This is a genomic window from Rhodovulum sp. P5, assembly GCF_002079305.1.
Lineage (GTDB): Bacteria > Pseudomonadota > Alphaproteobacteria > Rhodobacterales > Rhodobacteraceae > Rhodovulum.
The window spans coordinates 796,814-822,500 of the sequence record NZ_CP015039.1; the positions used below are offsets into that span (position 1 = coordinate 796,814).

Here is a 25,687-nt window from a genome sequence, read left to right on the forward strand (position 1 = left end):
GACACAAGACAGGAGGTTTGACATGACAGAGTTCCACGCCGCAACAGACGCCGACGGCGTCGCCACCATCACCTGGGACGTGCCGGGCCGGAGCATGAATGTCCTGAGCCTTGAAGGGATTACAGAACTTGACGCCCTGATCGACGCCGCGTTGGCCGACGACATGGTGAAGGGCATCGTGATCACCAGCGGCAAGAAGGATTTCGCCGGTGGCATGGACCTCAACATCATCGCGAAGATGAAGCAGGATGCAGGCGACGACCCCGCGCGCGGGTTGTTCGAGGGCATCATGGCCATGCACGGGCTTCTGCGTAAGATAGAGCGCGCAGGCATGGACGACCGCAATAGGGGTGGCAAGCCGATTGCCGCCGCCCTGCCCGGCACCGCACTGGGAATCGGGCTGGAACTGCCACTCGCCTGTCATCGGATATTTGCGGCCGACAACCCGAAGGCCAAGATCGGCCTGCCAGAGATCATGGTGGGTATCTTCCCCGGCGCGGGCGGCACCACGCGGCTTGTGCGCAAGATGGGCGCCATGGCCGCCGCGCCCTTCCTGCTCGAGGGCAAGCTGAGCGACCCGAAAAAAGCGAAATCGGCCGGCCTGATCGACGAGGTGGTAGACGACCCCGTCGCCGCCGCCAAGGAGTGGGTTCTGTCCGCCCCGAAGATCGTGAAGCCGTGGGATGAGAAAGGCTACAAGATGCCGGGCGGTGCGCCCTATCACCCGGCGGGTTTCATGACCTTTGTCGGTGCTTCGGCGATGGTCAATGGCAAGACCAAGGGGGTCTATCCCGCGGCCAAGGCCCTGCTGAGCGCGGTCTACGAGGGCGCGCTGGTGCCCTTCGACACGGCGTTGAGGATCGAGGCGCGCTGGTTCACCCATGTTCTGATGAACCCGTCGTCGGCCGCGATGATCCGTTCGCTCTTCATCAACAAGGAGGCGCTGGAGAAAGGCGCGGTGCGGCCTGCCGATGTGCCCGATCAGAAGGTGCAGAAGGTCGGCATTCTCGGCGCGGGGATGATGGGGGCTGGCATCGCGCTCGTCTCCGCGCAGGCCGGGATCGAGGTCGTGTTGATCGACCAGGCCCAAGAGGCCGCCGACAAGGGTCGGGCCTATGCCGAGAGCTACTTGGACAAGGGCATCAAGCGCGGCAAGGCGACCGAGGCCAAGAAGGCAGAGGTGCTTGGCCGGATCACCGCCACCACCGATTACGCCGCCCTTTCAGGCTGCGATCTGATCGTGGAGGCGGTGTTCGAGGACCCGGGGATCAAGGCCGAGGTCACGAAAAGGGTCGAAGCGGCCGTGGGCCCCGACTGCATCATCGCCACCAACACCTCGACCCTGCCGATCACGGAGCTCGCGAAAGCAAGCTCGCGCCCGGCCGATTTCATCGGCATCCATTTCTTCAGCCCCGTCGAAAAAATGATGCTGGTCGAAATCATCAAGGGGCGCGAAACGGGCGACCGCGCGGTGGCCAAGGCATTGGATTTCGTGCGCCAGATCCGCAAGACACCCATCGTGGTCAATGACGCCCGCTTCTTCTATGCCAACCGCTGCATTATCCCCTATATCAACGAAGGCATCCGCATGGTGGCCGAGGGCGTGACGCCCGCGCTGGTCGAGAATGCGGCAAAGCTGGTCGGCATGCCGCTGGGCCCCCTGCAACTGGTCGACGAGACGTCGATCGATCTGGGCGTAAAGATCGCGAAGGCCACGAAGGCGGCGATGGGCGATGCCTATCCCGACGGCGCGGTCGACGAGGTGCTGTTCTGGCTGGCGGACGAAGGCCGGCTGGGCCGCAAGGCCAAGGCCGGGTTCTATGCCTATGACGCGGCGGGCAAGCGGACCGGGCTGTGGGATGGGCTGCGGGCGAAATACCCCAATGCCGACGATCAGCCGGACCTGACGGAGGTGCAGCATCGCCTGCTGTTCGCGCAGGTGCTGGAGGCCGTGCGCGCGCTGGAAGAAGGCGTGCTGATGGACATCCGCGAAGGCGATGTCGGCGCGATCTTGGGCTGGGGGTTTGCGCCGTGGTCCGGCGGGCCGTTTTCATGGCTCGACATGATCGGCGCCGCCCGTGCGGTAGAAATCTGCGACGGGCTGGCGGCCCGCCACGGCGACCGGTTCAGCGCCCCCGCCCTTTTGCGGGACATGGCCGACCGGGGGCAGAGTTTCTACGCCCGGTTCGCGCCGGATGTTCAGGCGGCGTGAACCGCGTCGTCGGTCTGCGTAATCCGAAGCGCCTGCGCGACGACACGCGCGATGCGCGGCTCGGGCGCGGAGTATCCGGCGACCGTCGGCACATCGAGGTCGGCGTCATCGGGCATGGCGCTGCATGCCTCGGCCTCTGCCCGGCAGAACACAAGGGCGGAGCCATTCGCGAAGGCGATCTGCGGTTCGTCGAACAGGGGCATGACGACCTCGACCACATCGGTCGGGGCCCGCCGCGCGATGCCCATCAGCCCAACCATGAGACGGGCCGGCATCAGCACGAACGGGCTGCCATACAGCATTTCGGCCACGTCGGATTCAATCAGGATGCTCTGTTCCGGCAAGAGCGTCAGCGGCGTTGCGTTGCCCAGCGCGCCGGCAGGAACCTCCAGCGGCCAAAGCGGCAAAGGACAGGGGACCTCTCCCCGCCAGAGCACGCCGCGCTGGATCGCGCGAACGGGCTGCGGGCCATTGTCGAAGGTCAAGACCGGATCGCCCACCGTCAGCGTTTCCACCGGGCGCGGCCCGTCCGGTGTCGCGATCTCGGTACCCGCGGCAAAGCCGGAGGCGAGGCTCGCCATCATCGGTTTCGCCTTGCGGTCGGGCGTACCCGTTGTCGGCCCCCATTGGGGAAAAACGGGTTCGCAGCCCTCGAAATTGATCCTGAAATCCATCACCCAGTCTCCCCTGCGTTTCGCACGTCGGGACGACCCCTAGCCGTCGTCCACCACGCTCCTGTTCCACGGACCCTGCCGGATCCGGACCACACCACAGTCCAAATAACCGTGGAAATCGGGCCAGAATTCGGCAGGAACGAGGTTCTATCGAGAAGGGTTGCCATGGGATTAACAACCGGTGGCGGCGGTGTCGCGCACCAAGCCGCCTGAACCGGCGGCAGTCCAGCCGGGAAAGTCTGCCATTATCGCTGTATTTGCGTCTCCGCCACCGTCAGACGCGCGGTAAAAAAAAATAGCGCAGCCCTCTCGCCCTATTGCCTCACTTCGGCCATATTGAGGGCGCAATGAGACTAAAATGGGGAATTCTTTTATGTCAAACTTCACTAAAATTCTGACGGCTGCCATATTCTCGATCTCTGCCGCGACCGCACAGGCTGCGGTGGTTGCCGAGTATCTGTTCGACGGAAACGCCAACGACACCTCCGGGAACAACGAGAACCTGACCCTTGCAGGCGATGCCGGTTACGCTTCGGGCCAGTTCGGTCAGGCGCTCGCGCTGGACGGTGCCGGCGACTATGCCTACACCGCGTTCCATGACTACGGCTTGTCGAGCTTCACGTTCGAGACGTGGATCAACTCGCGCGACGTCAACCGAAACGTTCACTACATCTCGCTTCAGATGGGCCAGTACGTGGTGCTTGGGGACTATGGCGTCGCTGACGTTTCGACATGGGCCAGCGGGCTGAACCCGGTTGACGTGGGCAGCATCACGGTCACGCAAACGCTCTCGAACGATACGTGGTACCATCTGGCCTTCACCTATGACGGCACCACCCAGAAGGTCTATATCGACGGGGCGCTTGCCGGTTCGGCCGCCACGACCGGAAGCCTGTCCGGCGGCTATGCGACCGGGCTGGTGATCGGTGCGCGCCACACCCAGGGCACCCAGTATGTCGACGGCCTGATCGACAACGTGCGGATTCACGATGTCGCCCTGGAGCAAAGCCAACTTGGCTATTACACCGACGGCGGTCCTGCGAATGTTCCGCTTCCGGCCGGCGCCGCACTGCTGCTTAGCGGTCTGGGGGCCTTCGCCGTGTCCTCTCTGCGCAACCGCACGCGCTGAGCAATCCCCTACCGAAACACCGAAGCGGGCCGTCTGGGCCCGCTTTTTTTGTTCCGTGATTGCGCCACCGGGTATCCCGGAATCAAACCACCGAGAAATCGCTGCGCCGCGACCGTCTTGCCACCTTTTCATTCCCGCGCCCTGCCGCCAAACTCTCCGGCAACAGGAACCAAGAAGGGGGGCAACCGATGGGTTGGCTGGCAGACGAAACGGGGCTTGAAAAATGCGCGGCGAACTATGTGCCGCTGACACCGCTGTCGTTTCTGACGCGCGCGGCTGCTGTCTTTCCCGACCATGACGCGGTGGTCTATGGTGCGCGGCGCTACACCTATGCGCAGTATATCGACCGGGTGACCCGGCTGGCCTCGGCCCTCGCCGCGATGGGGGTGAAACCGGGCGACGTGGTTGCGACGCTTCTGCCCAACGTGCCGGCACAGGCAGAGGCGCATTTTGGTGTGCCTGCCTGCGGCGCTGTGCTGAACACGATCAACATCCGGCTGGATGCCAACACCGTCAGCTATATCCTCGATCACGGCGCGGCGAAGGTTTTGCTGTGCGACCCGCAATTCATCCCGCTGGCCGTCAACGCCATCGAGGACATGGAGGGCGAGCCCCCCACCATCATTGAGGTCGGCGACGATGCCGCGGGCGTGCATGACTTCGGCGATTACCCCGAATACGAAGACATCCTTGCCGCGGCCGACCCGAATTTCGACTGGATCATGCCCGAGGATGAGTGGGAAAGCCTGTCGCTGAACTATACCTCCGGCACGACGGGACGGCCCAAGGGCGTGGTCTATCACCACCGGGGGGCCTATCTGAACGCGATGGGCCAGATCGTCAGCTGGCGTCTGGTGATGCACCCCAAATACCTGACCATCGTGCCGCTGTTTCACTGCAATGGCTGGGTCCATACATGGATGATGCCCGTGCTCGGCGGCACCATCGTCTGCTGCCGCGACATCACGCCCAAGGCCGTTTTCGATGCCGTCGCGGATGAGGGCGTCACCCATTTCGGGGGCGCACCCATCGTGCTGAACATGCTGATCAACGCCAAGGACGAGGATCGCCGCGACTTCGATCACGTGGTCGAGGTGTTCACCGCGGGCGCGCCTCCTGCCCCGGCAACGCTGGCCCAGATCGAACCGATGGGGTTCAACATCACCCATGTCTACGGGCTGACCGAAACCTACGGGCCCGCGACCGAGTGCACATGGCAGGCGAAATGGGATCCGCTGGAAGGCGACGACCGCGCCGCGGTGAAGGCCCGGCAGGGCGTTGCGATGCCGTTCATGGAACATGTCACCGTGAAGGACCCGAAAACCATGGAACAGGTTCCGATGGACGGCGCCCATCAGGGGGAGATCATGTTCCGCGGCAATGGCGTGATGAAGGGGTATCTGAAAAACCCCCGCGCCACGCGGGAAAGTTTCGCAGGCGGCTATTTCCATTCCGGCGACCTCGCCCTGCAACATCCCGACACCTACCTGCAGATCGCCGACCGGGCGAAGGACATCATCATCTCTGGCGGTGAGAATGTCAGCTCGGTCGAGGTGGAAGGCGTGCTGATGCACCATCCCGATGTCTTGCTGTGTGCCGTGGTCGCGAAACCCGATGACAAATGGGGCGAGGTTCCCTGCGCCTTCGTGGAGTTGAAGGACGGCCATAGCGTGGATGCCAACGCGCTGATCGCCTTTGCGCGCGAACGGCTGGCCGGGTTCAAGACACCCAAGAAGATCGTGTTTCAGGAACTGCCGAAGACATCCACCGGCAAGATCCAGAAGTTCGAACTGCGCAAGGTCGCGAAAACCCTGTGACGTTGTAGCCCCGGGGCGGCTCCGCTATCCTGCGCCCATAAAGGTAAGACGAGCAGGTTGGTCAGCCGCCCATGACGGCGCTCAAGCGGTTTCAAAGGCTGGAAAGCCCCGGGCTGTGGCGGGAATCCCCCGACGCCCAGCGGCGCGACGTGATCCTCTCCTTCGGCGAGGCATCCCTTGTCGTGTCGGACATGCGCGAACGCGTGCTGGCCCATTGGTCGCTGGCCGCCATCGAACGGATCAATCCCGGCAAGATGCCCGCGCTTTACCGTCCGGGCACCGATAGCGGCGAGACACTGGAGATCGACGAATCCGTGATGATCGACGCGATCGAGGCCGTGCGGGCCGCGCTGGCCCGCAGCCGGCCGCATCCCGGGCGCCTGCGTCTTTGGCTGCTGGTCGGTGTGGTTCTGGCGATCCTGGGGCTGGGCCTGTTCTGGCTGCCCGGTGCACTGGTGCGACACACGGTATCCGTGGTGCCGCCGGAGGGCCGGGCGGAGATCGGGCGCGATCTGCTGGCCCGCGTCACCCGCGTGGCCGGCCCGCCCTGCAACCGGCCTGACGGGGTAAAGGCGCTGAACCGCCTGACCCGCCGCCTGCTGCCCGACCGGGATGTGCGCGTGCTTGTCCTGCCCGGTGGCGTGCCACGATCGGCGCATCTGCCGGGCGGGTTGATCCTGCTGAACCGGGCGCTGGTCGAGGATTACGAGACCGCCGATACCCTTGCCGGGTTCATCATCGCCGAGGATGCCCGCGCGGCAAAGACCGATCCGCTGGCGGCCATGTTGTCCGAGGTCGGTCTTGCGGCAAGCTTCAAGCTGCTGACCAGCGGCCACATGCCCCGGGAGGCGCTGGAGTCCTATGCCCTGACGATGCTGACCATGGCCCCCGAACCGCTGCCCCAGGACATCCTGCTGGGCCGGTTTCAGCAGGCGCGCGTGCCAGCCGCCCCCTATGCCTACGCGCTGGATATCTCCGGCGAAAGCGTGATCGGGTTGATCGAGGCCGATCCAATGCGCGGGCAGACTGTGGCACCGCTTTTGTCCGATGGGGAATGGGTGCAGTTGCAGGGGATCTGTGGCGGCTGAGGCCCGGATCAGTTCTTCAGGATGACGTCCCGAAAACCCGCGCCGCGAAGCGCATTTCTGGCGGCGTCCAGATCTTCCTGCGCGTAAAACGGGCCGACGGAGACGAAGGTCAGCCCCCCGCCCCGGCCTGCCGCCTCCTCCCGGTAGACCGGCAGGCCCAGCGCCTCAAGCCGGGCGGCCAGGCGCGCGGCATTGGCCGGCACGCCGAAGGCGCCGACCTGAATGTAACGATGGCTTGCGGGGTGAAGCGGTTTCTTCTCCTCAACGACCGGCGCAGGGGCTTCGGTCACCGTCTTTGCCACATCGGCGGGCGGCGGGCTCTGGTCGGTCTGGGGTGGGGTAAAGGCCGCGGCGGCCGCATCCGCCCCTGCATCGACCGCGCCCTTTTCGGCTGGCAGCATCCCGTCCCGGGGTTCCAGCTTGCGGCGCGGCGCCAGCCAGTCGTCGCCCCCGCCCGGGCCGGGGGCTCTGGGCTGGCGCAGGCTTTGCAGGCTTCCGGGGCCGGGCAGCGCCGACCATGTCGGCGGGGTGGGCAGGTCCCAGGGCCCGCGCGGACCGGCCGTGGTGTCTTTCGGCTCCGTCGGAACGGGTCGATTGGCGGCCGCGGGGCGGGCGGGCACCTCTGGCGGGCTTTCCAGAACAAGGGGAACACGTCGGTCCGGGGCCGCGGCGAAACTCGGCCTGAACCCGCAAAGCGGCACCCCGTCGCGCGACAGGCGCGGCTGCCAGCCGCCCACGTCCCCCCGCACGAACACGCAGCCACGGCTGTCGACGAACTGCACGCCCAGAAAGCCGGGCGGCGGCAGGTCAGCCGGGGCCGACATCTCCTCCGCCCTGACAGAACATGCTGCACCGCCAATCCCGAAGGCGACCAGAAAAACAACCAGCCCGCGCAAGAAGGCCATGCGATCTCCCGAAAGATGCAGCGTCAGAATGGCCCAAATCATCTTGGCCGTAAAGGAACAAGCCTCAGCGCGTGCCGAACATCCGGTCGCCCGCATCGCCAAGCCCCGGCACGATATAGCCATGCTCGTTCAGGCACTCATCCACCGCCGCGGTCACGATGGGCACATCGGGATGCGCCTCTCCCATCCGGGCGATGCCTTCGGGCGCGGCCAGCAGGCACATGAAACGCAGGTTGTTCGCCCCCGCCTTTTTCAGAAGATCGACCGCCGCGGCAGAGGAATTGCCGGTCGCCAGCATCGGATCGACCACGATCACCAGACGATCCGACAGATCCGGCGGCACCTTGAAATAGTACTGCACCGGCTGCAGCGTCTCCTCATCGCGGTAAAGCCCCACGAAACCCACGCGCGCCGACGGCACCAGTTCCAGCACCCCATCCAGAAGCCCGTTGCCCGCCCGCAGGATCGACACCAGCACCAGCTTCTTGCCCGCCAGAACCGGGGCGTCCATCTCGCACAGCGGCGTCTCGATCCGCCGGGTGGTCATCTCAAGCTCCCGCGTAATCTCATAGGCCAGAAGCTGGCTGATCTCCCGCAGCAATTGCCGGAAAACGGCGGTGGGCGTGTCCTTGTCGCGCATCAGCGTCAGCTTGTGCTGCACCAGCGGGTGGTTCACGACAATCAGGTGATCAAGCATTCTTGCCCTCCAGTCTCTTGCGGATCGCGGCCCCTGTGTCCTCATCGCAGAAGGCCGCGGCCAGCGCCACGTCGTTCAGCGCGGCGAACGTATCGTCTGTCCAGTCAAAAGCGTCGGCCAGACGTTCATATTCGCGCGTCATGGTTGTGCCGAAAAACGGCGGGTCGTCGGTGGACACCGTGACCTTCACCCCGGCCCGGCGCAACCGGTCGATGGGATGGTCGGCCCACGACCGGTAAAGCCCCAACGCGATGTTGGAGCCGGGGCAGACCTCCAGCACGACGCCCGTCTCGGCCAGGTGATCGACAAGGCGCGGATCCTCGATGGCGCGGACCCCGTGGCCGATCCGGTCCACCCGAAGATCGGCCAACGCCTCGCGCACCGATTGCGGACCGCCCCATTCCCCCGCATGAACGGTCAGACCCAGCCGGGCCTCGCGCGCCATGTCGAAGGCATAGGCGAAATCCCGGGGGCGGCCCTTGCTCTCATCCCCCGCCATGCCGAAGCCGACGATGAAATCGCCGGCCGTTTCCGCTGCGCACAGGGCGGCCTTGCGGGCGGCATCTGGCCCGAAATGGCGGATGCAGGTGACAACGCCACGCATGACGATGCCGTGGCGGCGTTCGGCGTCGGCCGCGGCCTCTGCGATGGCGTGCAGGTATTCGTGCCATGCGGACAGATCGCAGCGGCCACAGAAATCGGGGGAGAGGAAGCTTTCGAGGTAGACAACACCCTCGGCCGCCGTCCTTTCCAGAACCGTTTCGGTCAGCCGGGCGAAATCCGCGGGTTCTTTCAGAACCGAGGTCGCGGCCTCGTAGACCCGCAGGAAATGCGCGAAATCACGATAGGCATAACCTCCATCGGGGCCGAAGATGCCCGAGATATCCATATGCCGCGCCTTGGCCATGTCGCGGATCAGGGCAGGCGGTGCTGCGCCTTCCAGGTGGTGGTGCAGTTCGATCTTGGGAAGGTCGGTCGCGCTCACAGGAAACTCCGTCCGGGGCCTTGGGCCGGTACGCCCAGATGGGTCGCAATACTGGCGCCGACATCGGCGAAGTTGCGAATGCCGATTTGATGCGCCCCCAGCCCGGCGCCGACGACCGGCACCCGTTCCCGGGTGTGATCGGTTCCGATCCATGTCGGGTCATTGCCGTGATCGGCGGTGATCAGGATCAAATCGCCCGCGCGCATCCCGTCCAGCACGCGCGGCAGCGCCGCATCGAACCATTCCAGCGCCCGGGCATAGCCGGACACGTTCCGGCGATGGCCATACAGGCTATCGAATTCAACGAAATTGCAGAAGGTCAGGCTGCCATCCGGAGCCTCGTCCATCAGGTCGACCCAATGGTCCATCAAGAGCCTGTCGGGCCCTTTGCGCACCTCGTCGATGCCGTGCATCGAGAAGATATCGCCGATCTTGCCGATGGCCTGCACCCGCCGGCCCGCCCCCTGAACCCAATCACACAGCGTCGGCGCAGGCGGCGCGATGGCATAGTCATGCCGGTTGGCCGTCCGGGTAAACCCGGTGTCCGCATCGCCGACAAAGGGCCGCGCGATCACCCGGCCCACGCGCATGGCGTGCACCATGGGCGCGATCCCCGCGCACAGGCGCAACAGCCGGTCCAGCCCGAAGCTTTCCTCATGGGCGGCGATCTGGAACACGCTGTCGACCGAGGTGTAGAGGATCGGCCAGCCCGTTCGCATATGCTCTGCCCCCAACCGTTCGACGATCTCGGTGCCCGAGGCGTGGCAATTGCCAAGGGTGCCCTCGGTTCCGGCCAGCCGGCGCACCTCTGCCAACAACTCCTCCGGGAAGGCGGGGATTTCACGCGGGAAATAGCTCCAGTCCCAAGGGACCGGCACGCCTGCCAATTCCCAGTGGCCCGAGGGCGTGTCCTTGCCCGGCGACACCTCTGTCGCTGCGCCCCAAAGCCCTTCGGGTCGGGCTTCCAGCCCGGGGGTCTCCGCCCCGCTGGCCAGCCGGATTGCGGCGCCAAGGCCCAACCCGTCCAGATGCGGCAGACGCAGAGGGCCGGACCGGCCGTCCTCCGCCCGCCCCGCAGCACAGGCCTGCGCGATATGGGCCAGCGTGTTCGCCCCGGTGTCGGGGGTGCCGTCGTTGAAAAACCGGTCTGCGTCCGGTGCGCCACCGCAACCGACGGAGTCGATGACGATCAGGAACGCCCGGCTCACCGCAGAATCCTCCGCAAGACCAGCGGCGGAACGTCCGGCTTTTCCGGGCTTAGGCGGAACGCCGCGCGCACGGCCACCGCCGCCGCCTCGGCATCCGCTTCGCTGCTGGCATGGACAAGGGCCAGCGGCTGACCTGCGCCCACATCATCCCCCAAGGCGGCGAGTTCCGAGAACCCCACCGAGGGGTTGACCCGGTCACTCTCCCGCCGGCGCCCGCCACCAAGGGCGACAACGGCCCGGCCCAGCGCCGCGGTGTCGATCTTTGCCACAACGCCGCCGGCATCGGCCGCGACCTCGTACACCACCGGCGCGGCCGGCAGGCGATCCGGCCAACGCTCGATGAAATCGGAGGGGCCGCCAAGATCCGCGATCATCTCTCCGAACTTCAGCACCGCCTCTCCCGACGACAGCGCCTTTGCAATCCGCTGTGCCCCGGCGTCCGCATCCTCGGCCAGACCGCCCAGCGCCAACGCCTCCCCGCCCAGAGCGCAGGTGATGTCCCACAGCGCAGGCGTGACCCCGGTGCCGGTCAATGTCTCCATCACCTCGATGACCTCAAGCGCATTGCCCGCCGCGCCCACCAGCGGTTGCGACATGTCAGTGATCAGCGCCGTGGTCATGCAGCCCGCGCCCTGCGCGGTTTCCACCAGCGCGCGGGCCAGGTCCTCGGCGTCTTCCATGTCTTTCATGAACGCGCCGGAGCCGACCTTTACATCCAGCACCAGCGCCTCCAGCCCCGCGGCCAGCTTCTTGGACAGGATCGAGGCGGTGATCAGGTCGATGCTTTCCACCGTGCCGGTCACGTCGCGCACGGCGTAAAGCCGCCGGTCGGCCGGGGCGATGTCATCGGACGCGCCCACGATGGCACAGCCGACCCGCCCGGTAATCGCCTGCAACTCGTCCGCCGGAATACTGGTGCGATATCCCGGAATGGCGGCCAGCTTGTCCAGCGTCCCGCCGGTATGGCCCAGCCCCCGGCCCGAGATCATCGGCACATAGGCCCCGCAGGCCGCCAGCGCCGGGGCCAGCACCAGCGACACGCAATCGCCCACGCCGCCGGTAGAATGCTTGTCCAGCACCGGGCCGGGCAGGTTCCAATCCAGCACCTTGCCGCTGTCGCGCATCGCCCGGGTCAGGCCGACGCGTTCAGCCTTGGTCACCCCGTTCAGGAGCACCGCCATGGCAAAGGCCCCTGCCTGCGCATCGCTGACCGCACCGTTGGCCAGCCCCTGGGCGAACCAGCCAAGTTCCTCGTCGTTCAAAGCCTCCCCATCGCGCAGCCGGGCGATGATACTGCTTGCGTCCATCAGCGCTCGCCCATCTGGGCGACGGAGAACGCACCGGGCAGCAACTCGCCCACCGTCATCACGCGGGTCGTCCCCGACAGGGTCGCCATGGTCACCTTGACATGCGCGCCCGCGAATTCGGCCAGTTTCTGGCGGCAGCCGCCGCAGGGGGTGACAGGCTCCGGCCCGTCGGCGATCACGGCGACCTCGGTGATTTCGCGCTGGCCCGCGGCCACCATCGCGGCAATGGCGCCAGCCTCGGCGCAGGTACCCTCGGGCGAGGCGATGTTCTCGACATTGCAGCCGACATAGACCTTGCCATCCGCGGCCAGAACCGCCGCCCCCACCTTGAACCGGGAATAGGGGGCATGGGCGTTTTCGCGCACGGCCCGCGCCGCCTCGATCAGCATGTCTTGTGCCTTTCCTTCAGGACAGATGCACCATAGGTGCCGCACAGACGGGGATGCAAGCGGGGAACGCGCGCAGGCATGGTGGGGCTCACAGCGACGGCACCCCGCCTGACAAGACCTGTTCGAACCACGGGGCGTCGATATTGCCCCCGGTCAGGATCACGCCGACCTGTTTGCCCGCCATCATCTGCCGTTCGGCCACAAGCGCGGCCAGTGCCGCCGCCCCGGCCCCTTCGGCCACATTGTGGGTGGTGCGGAACAACAGGCGCATGGCCTCGGCGATTTCCGCGTCCGAGACCGCGATAATCCGTTCCGCCCCGGCGGAATAGACCTCGAACGCCTCGGGCATGGGCACGCGCGTGGCGATCCCGTCGGCAAAGGTATGGGCCGTGTCGGTTTCCACCAGATCATTCGCAGCCATCGAACGCAGGATGCAATCGGCGTTTTCCGACACCACGCCCACCACCTTTGTCGCCAGCCCCAGCGCATCGCGCGCCGCGATCGTCCCGCAAATGCCGGAGCCGCAGCCGATCGGCACATAGATCGTGTCAAGCTCGGGCGCCGCGGTCAGCAGTTCCAGCGCATAGGTCGCCACACCCCGGACCAGTTCCTTGTGATAGGGCGGGACGAAGACCAGCCCCTCGGCCTCGGCCACGCGGTGCGCCTTTTCCCGGGCGGTATCGAAATCGGCCCCGTGCACGATCAGCTCGGCCCCGAAGGCACGCATCGCCGCATTCTTCTCAACCGAGTTTCCTTCGGGCACATAGACCTTGGCCACCATGCCCGCGGCGCGGGCGGCCAGCGCCTGCCCCTGCCCGTGATTGCCGCGGGTCGCGGTGACGATACCGGGGCAATCGGGCTGGGTGCGCTTCAGCCAGTCGATGAAGGTATGCGCCCCCCGCACCTTGAAGGCGCCGGTGGGGGTGTGGTTTTCATGTTTGACCCAGACCTTTGCACCAACCTCTTCCCCCAGCAGCGGCCAGGCATATTGCGGGGTCGGCGGCATCCGGTCATGGACGAACGCCGCCGCCGCCTGCAACTCTTCAAGGGAAAACAGCGGCTCAGGCATCGGGTCTCTCCTTCTTCTTTGATGCTGCATCGATATGGCCGATCAGCGCGTCGACCAGCGGCGCCACTCCCGCCGCGTCGGCCTGTTTGTCCGCCATCACGGCGGTCGCGCGGTCGGCCATCGCGCGCTGGTCTTCCGCCCCAAGGGTCTGGAACAGGGCGCACAGATCCGCCGCGCCCCGCACATGCCGCGCGGCCCCGGCGGCATCAAGGGCCGCGTAGATACCGGCGAAATTCGCAACATGGGGCCCGTGCAGGATGGCGGAGCCGAACGCGGCCGGTTCATACGGGGTATGGCCGCCCTTCTCGACAAGGGAACCGCCGACGAAGCAGGCTCCGGCCAGCGCGTACCACAGCGCCATCTCTCCCATCGTGTCGGCAAGGTAGACGGGCGTGTCCGCGCCGGGGTCTTCCCCGGCAGAGCGCGTGGTAAAGGCAAGGCCCGCGGCGGCGATGCGGCGCGCGACCTCCGGCCCCCGGCGGGCGTGACGGGGCGCAAGGATCAACCGCAACTCGGGCCGGTTACGAAATGCCCGGGCGAAGGCGTCAAGGATGATCTCCTCCTCCCCCTCATGGGTGGAGGCCGCAAGGACCGTCGAGGCGCGGGGAAACAGGGCCGACAGACGCTCGCCCGTCCTTGGCGGCATCCCGACCGTTGCCGGGGCGGCCTTCAGATCGACGACCGGCCCGGCGCGGGACGGATCAAGACCCAGTCCGATCAGCCGCCCGCGTGAGCCCGCATCCTGCGCAGAAAGGTAGGACACCGTGCCCAGCATCGTCGAGACCAGACCGGGCAAGCGCCGCCATCGCGCCGCGCTCCGCTCCGACATCCGCGCGCCGACGACCAGCACCGGCACGCCCCGCGCGGCCAACAGGCTCAGGCGGTTCGGCCAAAGCTCGTTCTCGATCACGATCAGCGCACCGGGCGACCAGCGCCGAAGAAACAGGCGAAGCGCCCAGCGATAGTCCAGGGGTGCCAGCACGACCGAAACGCGACCAAGCCCCCATCCCTTGACCAGCGCCCGGCCGGTCGTGGTATTGCAGGTCACGATCAGGCGCGCCTCTGGCCTTTGCGCCAAAAGCTGGCCGATCAGCCCCCGGGCGGAGGTCAGTTCCCCATTGGAGGCCGCATGCAGCCAGATCATGCGTCCGCCCCGATGCCCGGCCCCGCCAAGCCCCAGCCGTTCCGGCGCAAGCTTGGGTTCCCGCGCCAGCCGGACAAGCAGCACAGGCGCCACAAGCGTCAGAAGCACGCGATAAAGGAACACCGGGTCAGCCGCCTGTTGGGTCATGCATGGCCAAGGCTTAGGCCCGCACCACGGGCAACACAAGCGACGCGGGCGGCCGCACCGTAAAATCCCGTCTGGTCATCGCGTTCCAATCCCGTTACCAAATTCGGATGTGACAGGGGCGTCCGGCATCGGCCGGGCTGAGAAGCACCCTTTGAACCTGAACCAGATCATGCTGGCGGAGGGAGTCGCGGTCCTTGCCCGGATGCGTATGGGCGTGGTCCCCGTCATTCCTGCCGCCTCGGAAGGAGCACGGAATGACCGACTGGGGCTGCTATCTATCCACGATGCGCGCGACCGCGCCGCTTGTGCAGAACATCACCAACTATGTTGCGATGAACGTGATGGCCAACGTCCTGCTGGCCAGCGGCGCCTCGCCCGCGATGGCCCACGCGGTCGAGGAAGCCTCGGACTTCGCGGGGCTGGCGCAGGCACTGACCATCAATATCGGCACGGCCAGCGGGCCGTGGATTGCGTCGATGTGGGCGGCGGCCGAAACCGCGCGCGCCAAGGGCACGCCCTGGGTGCTGGACCCGGTGGCGGCCGGGGCAACCGCGTTCCGGCGGGAAACGTCGAACCGGCTGGTTGCGCTGAAACCGACCGTGATCCGGGGCAATGCGTCGGAAATCCTCGCGCTCTCCGGCGCGGCCGCGCAGGGCAAGGGCGCCGATGCCGCCGATGACGTCCACATGGCAGAGGATGGCGCCCGGGCGCTGGCGCGGTCCAGCGGCGCGGTGGTCGCTGTGACGGGGCCCGAGGATTTCGTGACCGATGGCGACACCGCGTGGCGCATCGCAAACGGTCATCCGCTGATGCCGAAGGTCACGGCCTTGGGCTGTTCGCTGACGGGCGTGGTCGGTGCCTTTCTCGTGGGGCAGCCACGGCTGGAGGCCACGGTCGCCGCGCTCGCCTATTTCGGACTGGCAGGAGAACGCGCGGCCAAGGGCGCGAAGGGACCGGGCAGTTTCGCGGTGGCCTTCATCGACGCGCTGCACAATCTGACGCCCGAAGACTTGTCACACGGCGCAAAGGTGCGCCCGGCATGAACCTGTCCATCTATTTCGTGACGCCAGACGGGGCGGATGACGCGCTGGTGCTTGCTGCCCTGCGGGGCGGGGCCACCGTGATCCAGTTGCGCGACAAGCGTGCCACCGATGCGGAGATGATCGCGCAGGCCCGGCGCCTTGTCCCCCAACTCGCCGCCGCGGGCGTGCCGCTGATCATCAATGACCGGGTGGAGGTCGCCTTGGCCGCAAACGCCGCGGGCCTGCATATCGGGCAGTCGGACGGCGACCCGCGCAAGGCACGCGCCGCCATCGGGCCCGACAAGGTGCTGGGCCTGTCGATCGAGACCGAGGCGCAACTGGCCGCCATGCCCGTGGACGTCATCGACTATATCGGCGCGGGGCCGGTGAGGGCCACGCCCACCAAGCCCGACCATGCCGCCCCCATCGGCTTTGACGGCCTTGCCCGGATCGCGACCGCCTGCCCGGTGCCGACCGTCGCCATCGGCGGCGTCACGGGCGGCGATATCCCCAAGTTGAAATCCGCGGGATGCGCAGGGCTTGCCGTCGTCTCTGCCATTTCCGCCGCGCCCGACCCGGAGGCCGCAACCCGCAAATTGGCTGAGACATGGAGGCGCCAATGATCCCCAACATCCTGTCCATTGCCGGTTCCGACCCTTCGGGCGGCGCCGGCATCCAGGCCGATATCAAGGCGATCTCGGCCAATGGCGGCTATGCGATGGCCGCGATCACCGCGTTGACGGTGCAAAACACCCAAGGTGTCTCCGGCGCCACGTTGATGGAGCCCGCATTCGTCGCGGCCCAGATCGCCGCGGTGTTCGACGACATCCGGGTCGATGCCGTCAAGATCGGCATGCTGGGTTCGTCGGCGATCACCGAGGCCGTGGCCAAGGTCCTGTCAGGCCGCGGCGTCCCCATCGTGCTGGACCCGGTGATGGTTGCCAAAGGGGGCGACCGGCTGCTGGAGGCCGACGCCGTCGCGGCCCTGCGCGAACTGATGCTGCCGCTGGCATCCGTCATCACCCCCAACCTGCCCGAGGCCGCCGACCTTCTGGACGCCCCCGAAGCGACAAGCCAAGCCGCGATGGAGGCCGAAGCAAAGGCGCTTCTGGATCTCGGCTGCGGCGCGGTGGTCCTGAAAGGCGGGCATCTGGCAGGCAGTCAAAGCCCCGACCTGTTCCTGTCCACCAACCGGTGCGAGTGGCTGGAGGCCCCGCGGGTATCCACCAAGAACACGCACGGCACCGGCTGCACACTGTCCTCTGCCCTGGCCACGCATCTGGGGCTGACCGGCGATGCATTCGCGGCAGCCGTGGCGGCGAAGGACTACACACTGGATGCCATCCGCGGGGCCGACGGCTTGCGCGTGGGCCACGGCCACGGCCCGACCGACCATTTCTTTGCGCAAAGGAGTTGACCTAATGAAACGTTGTCTTGCAGTTCTGGCGCTGACCATCGCCACGCCCGCCCATGCTGCCGACAAGCTGTCCATCATGCTGGACTGGTTCGTGAACCCCGATCACGGGCCGATCATCGTCGCGCAGGAACGCGGCTATTTCGCCGATGCGGGGCTGGAAGTGGAGATCATCGCGCCCGCCGATCCGTCCGACCCGCCCAAGATGGCCGCGGCGGGGCAGGTGGACATCGCCGTTAGCTATCAGCCGCAATTGTACCTTCAACACGATGCGGGCCTGCCGCTGGTCCGGGTCGGCAAGCTGATCGACGCGCCGCTTTACTGTGTGATGGTCGATGCCGCGGGCCCGGTGACGACACTGTCGGACCTTTCCGGGCGCCGCGCGGGATACTCCATCCCGGGGATCGAGGAGGCGCTGATGCACACCATGCTGCGCAGCAATGGCGTCGACCCCGATGAGGTGGAGCAGATCAACGTCAACTTCGCCCTGACCTCGGCCCTGGCCGCGGGACAGGTGGAGGCGGTATCGGGCGCGTTCCGCAATTTCGAACTGCACCAGATGGAGACCGTGGGCAGGACCGGGCGCTGTTTCCTGCCCGAAGAGCATGGCGTGCCGGTCTATGATGAACTGATCTACGAGGCCAACCCGGACCTGATGGACGCAGAGCGGATCGCGCGGTTCCTGTCGGCCACGGCCCGCGCGGCGGCAGAGATCGCGGCGGACCCGCAGGCCGGGTGGGACACCTTCAAGGGCTATGCCGCCGAACTGGATGACACACTGAACGCCGCCGCATGGGGGGACACCGTGCCCCATTTCGCGACCGATCCAGCCGCGCTCGACACCGCGCGCTATGCCGCCTTCGGCGCCTTCATGGCCTCAACCGGGTTGATCGACGCCGCGCCGGAGGTCTCGGCCATCGCGCGAGAGGTCGCCGTGGACTGACCGTGGCAATGGGATGGGGCATTTCGGGCACCGCCCGGTTCGGGGAACGGCCGCTCTTTGAGGAGATCGCATTGCCCCTCGAACCGGGCTGGACCTGTCTGCTTGGCCCCTCGGGCGGGGGCAAGTCGACGATCCTGCGTCTTCTGGCGGGGCTCGACACGGGTGTGCAGTTCGACGGCCGGATCGACGTGCCCGACCGCATCGGATGGATGGCGCAAGGCGACCTGATGCAACCGCGGCTGACGGTGGCGCAAAACGTGACGCTGGTGGAACGCCTTGCCGGGCGGCGGCCCGATCCCGACAGGGCGGCGGCGCTTCTGGCCTCTGTCGGGCTTGAGGGGCTGGGGCGCCGCCGTCCCGACACCTTGTCCGGCGGGCAGCGGCAACGGGTGGCCCTGGCGCGCACCCTGATGCAGGACGCGCCACTGGTGTTGCTGGATGAGCCGTTCTCGGCGCTCGATCCGGCCACCCGCGTGGCGATGCAGGATCTGGCGCATGCGCGGCTCTCGGGGCGGTCCGTTCTGCTGGTCACCCATGACCCGATCGAGGCGTTGCGGTTGGGCAACCGCATCTTCCTGCTGGCAGGGGGCAGCCTGCACAACATCCCCGGGCTGGCCCCACCCCTGCCGCGCCCGCCCTCCGACCCCGAACTCGCCCGGGCGGGCGGTCTTTTGCTGGATCGGATCATGGCGCTTTGATGAGAAGGCTATACACCATCCTGCTGGCGCTAGGGCTGTGGCAAGCCGCGGTCTGGGCGCAACTTCTGCCCGCTTTCGTGCTGCCGGGGCCGTGGGCGGTGGCCAAGGCGCTCTGGTCGAACCGGGCGCTCTTGGCAGAGCACGGGCTTGTCACCCTGGGGGAGGTTGGCGCAGGCATCGGCATCGGGCTGACGCTGGGCCTTGCGGTGGCGGTTTTGATGACGCTGTCAGAGGTGGTGCGCGGCGCTTTGCGTCCCGTTCTGACCGCCTCGCAGGCCCTGCCCGTCTTCGTTCTGGCCCCGGTTCTGACGATCTGGTTCGGCTACGGGCCGGAGCCCAAGATCGCGATGACGGTTCTCTTGGTGTTCTTCCCCGTGGCCTCCGGCTTTCTGGACGGGCTGCTGGCGACGCCCCCGGCGGTGCTGGATCTGGCGCGGATGACCCGGGCCAGCCGGTGGCGCGAACTGCTTTGGCTGCGGCTGCCCCATGCCCTGCCCCACCTGGGTGCGGGGCTCCGGATCGCCGTCACCTATGCGCCCACGGGCGCGGTGATCGGGGAATGGGTCGGGGCCTCGAAAGGGCTGGGCTATCTGATGCTGATGGCCAATGCCCGCAGCCGGATCGATTTGATGTTCGCGGCGCTGGTGCTGATCGTGGCGATGACGCTCGCGCTCAATGCCGGTATGGATCGTATCCTGCGCCGTGCCGGCCTTTAGCGACGCGGGGTGCCCCGGCATCCGTTGCATCTGTGGCAAGACGCTTTTCATGGCCAAGGGCGAACGCCGCAAGGTCATCCTCGCTCAGCGGGGGCGAGAACAGGAACCCCTGAAGCACGTTGCACCCCAGCGCCCGCAACGTGTCGGCCTGTTCCTGGGTTTCCACCCCTTCGGCGATGGTTGCGACGCCAAGGGTCTGCGCCATCTGCACGATGGACCGCACCAAGTCGGACGCGCGGAAATTGTCGGCCACGGGCGCCACGATGCGGCGGTCGATCTTCAGGGCCGACGGCTCCACCTGCATCAATCCGATGATGGAGGTATGCCCGGACCCGAAATCGTCGATCTCGATATCGACCCCGGCCTCGCGCAAAAGATCCAGATGCTTGCGGAAGATGCTTCCTTCCTCCTCGATCCGGATGGATTCAACCAGTTCCAGGGCAAGCTGTGTTTCGCACTGGTTCATCTCGGCCACGGCGTCAAGGATGCTGGGGTCGTGCATGCGGCCGGCGCTGACATTGAAGCTGATCTTGGGAATGACCAGCCCCTGTTGGCGCCACCGGCGCATCGACTTGCAGGCTTCTTCCATCATGGTCCGGTCGATCTCGGGGACGATGCGAAGATGTTCGGCCATCCGCATGAAGGCCCCCGGCGCCAGAATGCCCCGCTTGGGGTGGTTCCAGCGCACCAGCGTTTCAACCCCTTCAAGACGCCCGTCGAGCGCGGATACCTGCGGCTGGAAATACGGGATGAACTGTCCCTGTTCCAACGCCTCCTGCAACTCGGCCGCCAGATGCCTGTCGTCGCGAAGTGCCGATGTCAGTTCGGCCGCGTGGAATTCCAGCCGGTTGCGACCGCTTTCCTTGGCGCGATAAAGCGCGGCATCGGCAAAGAGCTGCAATTCCTCTTCCAGTAGCGTCACGTCAGGGGCATGAACGATGCCAAAACTGGCGCTGATGCGGCAGGGGCATCCCCGGTACTGGAACGGCTCGCTCAACCGGCTGCGCAGGTTTTCGACGATCTCCTTGGCGACCGACCGGGGCGTCGATGCGGCAAGAATGACCGAAAACTCATCCCCACCCAGCCGGGCGGCGAAATCGCCCTCTCGCAGGCATTCGCGAAGGACATCGCCGACGCGCAGCAGAACCTGATCACCGGCCTCGTGCCCCAGCGTGTCATTCACATGCTTGAAATGGTCCAGATCGATCTGGACCAGCGCGCAATCGCGCGGCCCCACGCCAAGATAGGCGCCCTGCACCCGCTGACGGAGAACCTTGTCGAAATACCGCCGGTTCGGCAGGCCGGTCAGACCGTCATGGAAGGCAAGGCGTTCGTTTTCCGCGCGCATCTTTTCGGCCAAACGGTGGGCCTGTTTCAATTCCGCCTCGCGCTCCACATCGCCTGTCACATCGTGCAGGGCGCCGGTCCAGACGATGGTGCCATCACCCTCCAGTCGTGGGACGGCGGCCCCGCTCAGCCACATCAGGCCGCGCTGCGGATGATGGAACCGAAAGCGGCGGCTCCATTGCGACAGGGTCTGCGCGCTTTCATCGAGGCTGGCGAGGAAGGGGCTTCTGTCCGCCTCATCGATCCGCGCCAGGATATCGCCCCGCAACCGTTCGATCTCGGCGCGGCTGAACCCCAACAGGTCGTTAAAGCGCGCACTGGTATAGGGGAAATCATGGCCTCCGCCGGGCAGGCGGCGGAATTCGAACAGCCCGACAGGGGCGATATCTGCGATGGAATTGAGCCGCGAATGCGCACGGCTGACCTCTGCCGAGGCCTCTTCGGCCCGGGCTTCCATCGCCAGCCGCTCGGTCACATCGACGGACTTTCCAAACCACGCAATTGATCCGTCGGGATGGGCGAAGGGCGCCGCCCACACGTTCAACCACCGCGTTTCCTCCCCCGCCACCACGACCCGGTGGCGAAACTCCACCCGCGCCATATCGGGGATGGACCGTTCGAGCTTGGCGAGGATCTCTTCCGTTTCCTGTTGCGGGATGTTGTGGAAAACGGTCGCCCCGTCGTCCCGCAGGGCCTCCTCCGACACGCCCAGAAGCTTGGTGAACTCATGCGTGAAATAGGGAAACCAGGTCCTGCCGTCAGCTTCCCGGCGGTATTCGAACAAGGCGCCGGGAACATGCTCGGCGACCGTGTTCAGACGTTCATGGGTGATGCGCAATTCCTCCAACGCCTCGGAAAGCTGCCGGCTGGCCAATTCCTGTTCTGTCACGTCGAAGACGCTGCCATGCCAGATCACCGCACCGTCGGGCTGGCGAAACGGGATCGAGGACAGATGCATCCAGCGCTGACCCTTTTCCGGGTGATTCAGCCGATAGCGGAAATCGAGCGGCGAAAGCGTATCGCGCGTCCTTCGGATTTCCTCGCCCAGGGGTCCCAGATCCCCGGGGTCGATATTGGCCGCGGCGGCGGCACCATCCGCCTCGATCACCTCCCGCGGCACGCCCAGCAGGTCGGGCAGGCGCGCACTGAAATAGGGCAGGTCGACCTCGCCCGAGGCGGCCTCCCGGTGTTCGAACAAGGCCCCGGGCACATTGTCGGCGAGCGTGTTCAGACGGTCGCGCGCGCGCTGCGCCTCCTCCGCCGCCTCGGCCAGCCGCCTTTCGTTTTCCTTGCGGTTGGAAATATCCTGAAACGCGCCGTTCAGGCGCACCGGCTTTCCGTCTTCCAGCGTCACCTCGCCCACGGCACGGACCCAGACCCGCTTGCCATCCGCCCGGATCAGGGGAAGTTCGAAATCCCACGGCGTGCCGTTTGTCATGCCGGCCTCGACCGCGGCCTCTACGATGGGCCGGGCCTCGGGCGCGTAATACTTGATCCCCTCCTCAAGGGTCGGACGGTGTCCGGGGGGGGTGCCATGGATGCGGCAGGTTTCGTCTGACCAGTAGACCTCACCGCTCCGCAGGTCGACCTCCCAACTGCCGAGCCCGGCCAGCATGCCCGCCCGGCTCAGCAGTTCCTCGGATCGGCGCAGCCGCGCCTCCCACCGTTTGCGAGAGGAGATATCGCGGCGAAGTCCCGCGATCCATTCAGGCTCACCCGCCTTGGTCCGGGTACGGACCCGACCCACATCGCGCACCCAGATCCAGCGCCCGTTCGCATGTCGTGCCCGGGCCTCGACATCGAACAGGGCCGCCTTGCCGGACAGATGCCGCTCCATCTGACAACCGACCATCACCCGGTCGGCGGGATGATACTGCCCCAGCCAGGTTTCGGTGCCGTCCGCCTGTGGCAGGGCCGCCTTTTCCCCGACGATGGTCCACCACCGATCGCTGACCCGCACCTGCCCGCTGTCGATATTCCATTCCCAGGTCGCGCAATCGGCACTTTCGATGATCGCGCTCAGCCTTTCGTTGTCAGACCGCAGCCTTTCCGCCTCATCCGACAACGCGGCGGTTTCGGTCAACACGATGACGCCTGGCGCACCATCGGGTCCCGGACCAGACAGCACAGCAATGAAATCACACGCCCCGCCCTGCGCCGAACGAACCCGAAGCGTCAGGCTGACCCCGTCCTCGGGCGCCGCCAGCCACAGGGTAAAATCCGCCACGCTCGTTCCAACAAGAAATGTGGTCAACTCACGGCCAACGGATGCGTCTGACTGATGGCCAAGGGCACTGCACCAGCGCGCGTTCACCGCCACGATGCAGCCTGCGGCGTCGCATGCGAGGGCGACAGTCGGAAGACGATCCAGCCCGAGATCCGGCACGGCGCCATGGCTGGCGCGGAGGCTGGTCCTGTCCGCCGTCAAGGGCTGTCTCCAACTCGCGCGGCCGTGTCTGCCCGGCCGCACCTTGCTTTTGATCCCCTATCCTGCGCCCGCCTTGGTAAAGGCCCGGTTAAAGCCGCGCGATTTCCTGAGGATTAACACGGTCAATCCCGCATCGAAGCAAGAGATTTATTATGAGAAGACGTCGCTTGGGCGGATCAAGCGCCAAAAGAAAAGCGGCGCCGCAGATCCCACTTTATTCCAGGCATGACGTTGCACATTGACGTTTGAACGTACGAAACTGAAAACGCAAAACGACGCCGGAAAAACTCATGTCTTGCGGCGTCGAGATACCTAATATTTTTGACCTGATTTTTTTCGTATTGAGAGTTATTTTGGATTTTTCTAGGTTTGGCGGTGACCTACTCTCCCACGTCTATTGGCGCAGTACCATCGGCGCATCGGCACTTAACTTCCGGGTTCGGAATGGGACCGGGTGTTTTGCTCGCGCTATGACCACCAAACCGAGGAAAATCCAGTTATCCAAGTAGTACAGTTTCATGTGTGTATGCTTTTGATCCGAGTTTGTCTTTTACTGGATCGGATCAAGCCTATCGGGCCATTAGTACCGGTCAACTGAATGCATTGCTGCACTTACATCTCCGGCCTATCGACGTGGTGGTCTACCACGGCCCTCGGGGATACCTTGTTTTGAGGGGGGCTTCCCGCTTAGATGCCTTCAGCGGTTATCCTGTCCGATCATAGCTACCCTGCACTGCGGCTGGCGCCACAACAGGTCCACCAGTGGATCGTTCACCCCGGTCCTCTCGTACTAGGGGCAACTCCTCTCAAGTATCCTACACCCACGGCAGATAGGGACCGAACTGTCTCACGACGTTCTAAACCCAGCTCACGTACCTCTTTAAACGGCGAACAGCCGTACCCTTGGGACCTGCTCCAGCCCCAGGATGAGATGAGCCGACATCGAGGTGCCAAACACTGCCGTCGATATGGACTCTTGGGCAGTATCAGCCTGTTATCCCCGGCGTACCTTTTATCCGTTGAGCGATGGCCCTTCCACTCGGGACCACCGGATCACTATGGCCGACTTTCGTCTCTGCTCGACTTGTCAGTCTCGCAGTCAGGCTGGCTTCTGCCATTGCACTCAACGAGCGATTTCCGACCGCTCTGAGCCAACCTTCGCGCGCCTCCGTTACGATTTGGGAGGCGACCGCCCCAGTCAAACTACCCGCCACGCAGGGTCCCGGATCCGGGTAACGGATCGCGGTTAGACATCAAGCAGAACAAGGGTGGTATCTCAAGGATGGCTCCACAGGGACTGGCGTCCCTGCTTCGAAGCCTACCACCTATCCTGCACATGTTGTGCCTGATGCCAGTGCGAAGCTGTAGTGAAGGTGCACGGGGTCTTTCCGTCTAACCGCGGGAAGCCTGCATCTTGACAGGCAATTCAATTTCGCTGAGTCGATGTTGGAGACAGCGGGGAAGTCGTTACGCCATTCGTGCAGGTCGGAACTTACCCGACAAGGAATTTCGCTACCTTAGGACCGTTATAGTTACGGCCGCCGTTTACCGGGGCTTCAATTCGGAGCTTGCACTCCTCCTTTTAACCTTCCGGCACCGGGCAGGCGTCAGACCCTATACGTCGTCTTGCGACTTCGCAGAGCCCTGTGTTTTTAGTAAACAGTCGCCACCCCCTGGTTTGTGCCCCCGACGCTCATACGCCGGGCCTCCTTCTCGCGAACTTACGGAGGTATTTTGCCGAGTTCCTTCAACATCGTTCTCTCAAGCGCCTTGGTATGCTCTACCAGTCCACCTGTGTCGGTTTAGGGTACGGTCTGGCGGAGGGCTATTTCCTGGAACTGTCTTGGATACGCGCCAATCCGATAAGGCACGCACGCCGCCACAATCCGTCACATCCTCCTGGCCCAGGAATATTAACCTGGTTCCCATCGACTACGCCTTTCGGCCTCGCCTTAGGGGCCGGCTTACCCTGCTCAGATTAGCTTTAAGCAGGAACCCTTGGACTTTCGGCGGGAGGGTCTCTCACCCTCCTTGTCGCTACTCATGTCATCATTCTCGCTAGTGATCGCTCCACCGGTGCCTTACAGCCCGGCTTCATCGCAAACACTCTGTCTTGTGCTACCGCCTATCGGCTACTTGAGCACAGTTTCCTGCACTCTCGTTCGATTTGCGGTAATAAAGACGAGTGTTTTTTCACACTACGCTCCGCTACCACTGCTTGCGCAGTCCTAAGCTTCGGCTCGTGGCTTGAGCCCCGTTACATCTTCGCCGCAGGACATCTTGATTAGACCAGTGAGCTGTTACGCTATCTTTAAAGGATGGCTGCTTCTAAGCCAACCTCCTGGTTG

At 65.4% G+C, this 25,687-nt stretch carries 20 protein-coding genes, 2 rRNA genes and 1 riboswitch (1 of these 23 only partly in view); of the genes, 10 read left to right on the plus strand and 12 right to left on the minus strand.

All coding sequences use genetic code 11. From position 1 onward, the window contains the following. Positions 1-22 precede the first annotated feature (22 nt). Positions 23-2,212: a 3-hydroxyacyl-CoA dehydrogenase NAD-binding domain-containing protein gene (locus tag RGUI_RS03955; RefSeq protein WP_081531859.1), complete on the plus strand. Its 2,190-nt coding sequence runs from the start codon at positions 23-25 to the stop codon at positions 2,210-2,212. Here the strand turns inward: RGUI_RS03955 and RGUI_RS03960 are convergent. After that, on the minus strand, positions 2,200-2,886 hold the full coding sequence (locus RGUI_RS03960; RefSeq protein ID WP_081531860.1) for a Hint domain-containing protein: 687 nt from the start codon (positions 2,884-2,886) through the stop codon (positions 2,200-2,202). The two genes, RGUI_RS03955 and RGUI_RS03960, sit on opposite strands and share 13 nt — an antisense overlap. A 373-nt stretch (positions 2,887-3,259) precedes the next feature. Between RGUI_RS03960 and RGUI_RS03965 the strand changes: the two genes are divergently transcribed. The 3 genes from RGUI_RS03965 (at position 3,260) to RGUI_RS03975 (ending at position 6,920) form a co-directional block, all read left to right on the plus strand. Beyond that, entirely contained in the window at positions 3,260-4,015 is a 756-nt protein-coding gene (locus tag RGUI_RS03965; RefSeq protein WP_172841074.1) for a LamG-like jellyroll fold domain-containing protein, read from the plus strand. 188 nt (positions 4,016-4,203) lie between these two features. Continuing rightward, the gene (locus RGUI_RS03970) at positions 4,204-5,832 is read left to right on the plus strand and encodes an AMP-binding protein (RefSeq protein ID WP_081531862.1); all 1,629 of its coding nucleotides are present in this window, start codon (positions 4,204-4,206) and stop codon (positions 5,830-5,832) included. Between the two features lie 71 nt (positions 5,833-5,903). Next, on the plus strand, positions 5,904-6,920 hold the full coding sequence (locus RGUI_RS03975; protein ID WP_081531863.1) for a hypothetical protein: 1,017 nt from the start codon (positions 5,904-5,906) through the stop codon (positions 6,918-6,920). Positions 6,921-6,928: 8 nt separating this feature from the next. Here RGUI_RS03975 and RGUI_RS03980 read toward each other — a convergent pair whose 3' ends face one another. From RGUI_RS03980 to RGUI_RS04015, 8 genes are all read right to left on the minus strand, one after another. Beyond that, positions 6,929-7,744 carry an SPOR domain-containing protein gene (locus tag RGUI_RS03980; protein WP_172841075.1) on the minus strand — a complete coding sequence of 272 codons (816 nt, stop codon included), beginning with the start codon at positions 7,742-7,744 and terminating at the stop codon, positions 6,929-6,931. Between the two features lie 145 nt (positions 7,745-7,889). After that, on the minus strand, positions 7,890-8,522 hold the full coding sequence (upp, locus tag RGUI_RS03985) for a uracil phosphoribosyltransferase (RefSeq protein ID WP_081531865.1): 633 nt from the start codon (positions 8,520-8,522) through the stop codon (positions 7,890-7,892). Continuing rightward, the gene (locus RGUI_RS03990; RefSeq protein WP_081531866.1) at positions 8,515-9,507 is read right to left on the minus strand and encodes an adenosine deaminase; all 993 of its coding nucleotides are present in this window, start codon (positions 9,505-9,507) and stop codon (positions 8,515-8,517) included. Before RGUI_RS03990 ends, upp begins: the two co-directional genes overlap by 8 nt. Next, the gene (locus tag RGUI_RS22050) at positions 9,504-10,715 is read right to left on the minus strand and encodes a phosphopentomutase (protein WP_081531867.1); all 1,212 of its coding nucleotides are present in this window, start codon (positions 10,713-10,715) and stop codon (positions 9,504-9,506) included. The genes RGUI_RS03990 and RGUI_RS22050 overlap by 4 nt, the downstream gene beginning before the upstream one ends. Continuing rightward, entirely contained in the window at positions 10,712-12,022 is a 1,311-nt protein-coding gene (locus RGUI_RS04000) for a thymidine phosphorylase (protein ID WP_081531868.1), read from the minus strand. Before RGUI_RS04000 ends, RGUI_RS22050 begins: the two co-directional genes overlap by 4 nt. Beyond that, a complete protein-coding gene (locus RGUI_RS04005; protein ID WP_081531869.1) occupies positions 12,022-12,411 on the minus strand; it encodes a cytidine deaminase in 390 nt (129 codons plus the stop codon). Before RGUI_RS04005 ends, RGUI_RS04000 begins: the two co-directional genes overlap by 1 nt. A gap of 88 nt (positions 12,412-12,499) precedes the next feature. Beyond that, positions 12,500-13,480: a threonine dehydratase gene (locus RGUI_RS04010; RefSeq protein WP_081531870.1), complete on the minus strand. Its 981-nt coding sequence runs from the start codon at positions 13,478-13,480 to the stop codon at positions 12,500-12,502. Further along, entirely contained in the window at positions 13,473-14,771 is a 1,299-nt protein-coding gene (locus RGUI_RS04015; RefSeq protein ID WP_081531871.1) for a 3-deoxy-D-manno-octulosonic acid transferase, read from the minus strand. The genes RGUI_RS04010 and RGUI_RS04015 overlap by 8 nt, the downstream gene beginning before the upstream one ends. 104 nt (positions 14,772-14,875) lie before the next feature. Further along, a riboswitch (TPP riboswitch) is annotated at positions 14,876-14,972 on the plus strand. A 53-nt stretch (positions 14,973-15,025) separates the two neighbouring features. Here RGUI_RS04015 and thiM point away from each other — a divergent pair. Genes thiM through RGUI_RS04045 form a run of 6 tightly spaced genes read left to right on the plus strand, consistent with a single transcriptional unit; the run spans position 15,026 to position 19,564 of the window. Further along, entirely contained in the window at positions 15,026-15,814 is a 789-nt protein-coding gene (gene thiM / locus RGUI_RS04020) for a hydroxyethylthiazole kinase (protein WP_081531872.1), read from the plus strand. Further along, complete coding sequence (gene thiE / locus RGUI_RS04025; protein ID WP_081531873.1) at positions 15,811-16,416, plus strand: thiamine phosphate synthase; 606 nt, start codon at positions 15,811-15,813, stop codon at positions 16,414-16,416. Before thiM ends, thiE begins: the two co-directional genes overlap by 4 nt. Then, positions 16,413-17,210: a bifunctional hydroxymethylpyrimidine kinase/phosphomethylpyrimidine kinase gene (thiD, locus tag RGUI_RS04030; protein ID WP_081531874.1), complete on the plus strand. Its 798-nt coding sequence runs from the start codon at positions 16,413-16,415 to the stop codon at positions 17,208-17,210. The genes thiE and thiD overlap by 4 nt, the downstream gene beginning before the upstream one ends. A gap of 4 nt (positions 17,211-17,214) precedes the next feature. Next, positions 17,215-18,150, plus strand: coding sequence for an ABC transporter substrate-binding protein (locus tag RGUI_RS04035; RefSeq protein ID WP_081531875.1), 936 nt, complete (start codon positions 17,215-17,217; stop codon positions 18,148-18,150). A gap of 8 nt (positions 18,151-18,158) precedes the next feature. Then, entirely contained in the window at positions 18,159-18,848 is a 690-nt protein-coding gene (locus RGUI_RS04040) for an ABC transporter ATP-binding protein (RefSeq protein ID WP_081531876.1), read from the plus strand. Continuing rightward, complete coding sequence (locus RGUI_RS04045; protein WP_081531877.1) at positions 18,848-19,564, plus strand: ABC transporter permease; 717 nt, start codon at positions 18,848-18,850, stop codon at positions 19,562-19,564. Before RGUI_RS04040 ends, RGUI_RS04045 begins: the two co-directional genes overlap by 1 nt. Here RGUI_RS04045 and RGUI_RS04050 read toward each other — a convergent pair. The 3 genes from RGUI_RS04050 to RGUI_RS04060 form a co-directional block, all read right to left on the minus strand. After that, positions 19,521-23,339 carry an EAL domain-containing protein gene (locus RGUI_RS04050; protein WP_156882857.1) on the minus strand — a complete coding sequence of 1,273 codons (3,819 nt, stop codon included), beginning with the start codon at positions 23,337-23,339 and terminating at the stop codon, positions 19,521-19,523. The two genes, RGUI_RS04045 and RGUI_RS04050, sit on opposite strands and share 44 nt — an antisense overlap. Positions 23,340-23,706: 367 nt before the next feature. Then, positions 23,707-23,821 (minus strand): 5S ribosomal RNA (gene rrf / locus RGUI_RS04055). Between the two features lie 77 nt (positions 23,822-23,898). Then, positions 23,899-25,687, minus strand: a 23S ribosomal RNA gene (locus tag RGUI_RS04060); it runs 1,069 nt beyond the window's last position.

Bases quoted from the DNA above. Each gene is read 5' to 3' on its own strand.
- RGUI_RS04035 (WP_081531875.1), top strand. From the start codon at position 17,215: ATGAAACGTTGTCTTGCAGTTCTGGCGCTGACCATCGCCACGCCCGCC.
- RGUI_RS04010 (WP_081531870.1), bottom strand. From the start codon at position 13,480: ATGCCTGAGCCGCTGTTTTCCCTTGAAGAGTTGCAGGCGGCGGCGGCG.
- RGUI_RS03955 (WP_081531859.1), top strand. From the start codon at position 23: ATGACAGAGTTCCACGCCGCAACAGACGCCGACGGCGTCGCCACCATC.
- thiD (WP_081531874.1), top strand. From the start codon at position 16,413: ATGATCCCCAACATCCTGTCCATTGCCGGTTCCGACCCTTCGGGCGGC.
- thiM (WP_081531872.1), top strand. From the start codon at position 15,026: ATGACCGACTGGGGCTGCTATCTATCCACGATGCGCGCGACCGCGCCG.
- RGUI_RS03980 (WP_172841075.1), bottom strand. From the start codon at position 7,744: ATGTCGGCCCCGGCTGACCTGCCGCCGCCCGGCTTTCTGGGCGTGCAG.
- RGUI_RS04000 (WP_081531868.1), bottom strand. From the start codon at position 12,022: ATGGACGCAAGCAGTATCATCGCCCGGCTGCGCGATGGGGAGGCTTTG.
- RGUI_RS03960 (WP_081531860.1), bottom strand. From the start codon at position 2,886: ATGGATTTCAGGATCAATTTCGAGGGCTGCGAACCCGTTTTTCCCCAA.
- thiE (WP_081531873.1), top strand. From the start codon at position 15,811: ATGAACCTGTCCATCTATTTCGTGACGCCAGACGGGGCGGATGACGCG.
- RGUI_RS04045 (WP_081531877.1), top strand. From the start codon at position 18,848: ATGAGAAGGCTATACACCATCCTGCTGGCGCTAGGGCTGTGGCAAGCC.
- RGUI_RS03965 (WP_172841074.1), top strand. From the start codon at position 3,260: ATGTCAAACTTCACTAAAATTCTGACGGCTGCCATATTCTCGATCTCT.
- upp (WP_081531865.1), bottom strand. From the start codon at position 8,522: ATGCTTGATCACCTGATTGTCGTGAACCACCCGCTGGTGCAGCACAAG.
- RGUI_RS03970 (WP_081531862.1), top strand. From the start codon at position 4,204: ATGGGTTGGCTGGCAGACGAAACGGGGCTTGAAAAATGCGCGGCGAAC.
- RGUI_RS04005 (WP_081531869.1), bottom strand. From the start codon at position 12,411: ATGCTGATCGAGGCGGCGCGGGCCGTGCGCGAAAACGCCCATGCCCCC.
- RGUI_RS04040 (WP_081531876.1), top strand. From the start codon at position 18,159: ATGGGATGGGGCATTTCGGGCACCGCCCGGTTCGGGGAACGGCCGCTC.
- RGUI_RS04015 (WP_081531871.1), bottom strand. From the start codon at position 14,771: ATGACCCAACAGGCGGCTGACCCGGTGTTCCTTTATCGCGTGCTTCTG.
- RGUI_RS03975 (WP_081531863.1), top strand. From the start codon at position 5,904: ATGACGGCGCTCAAGCGGTTTCAAAGGCTGGAAAGCCCCGGGCTGTGG.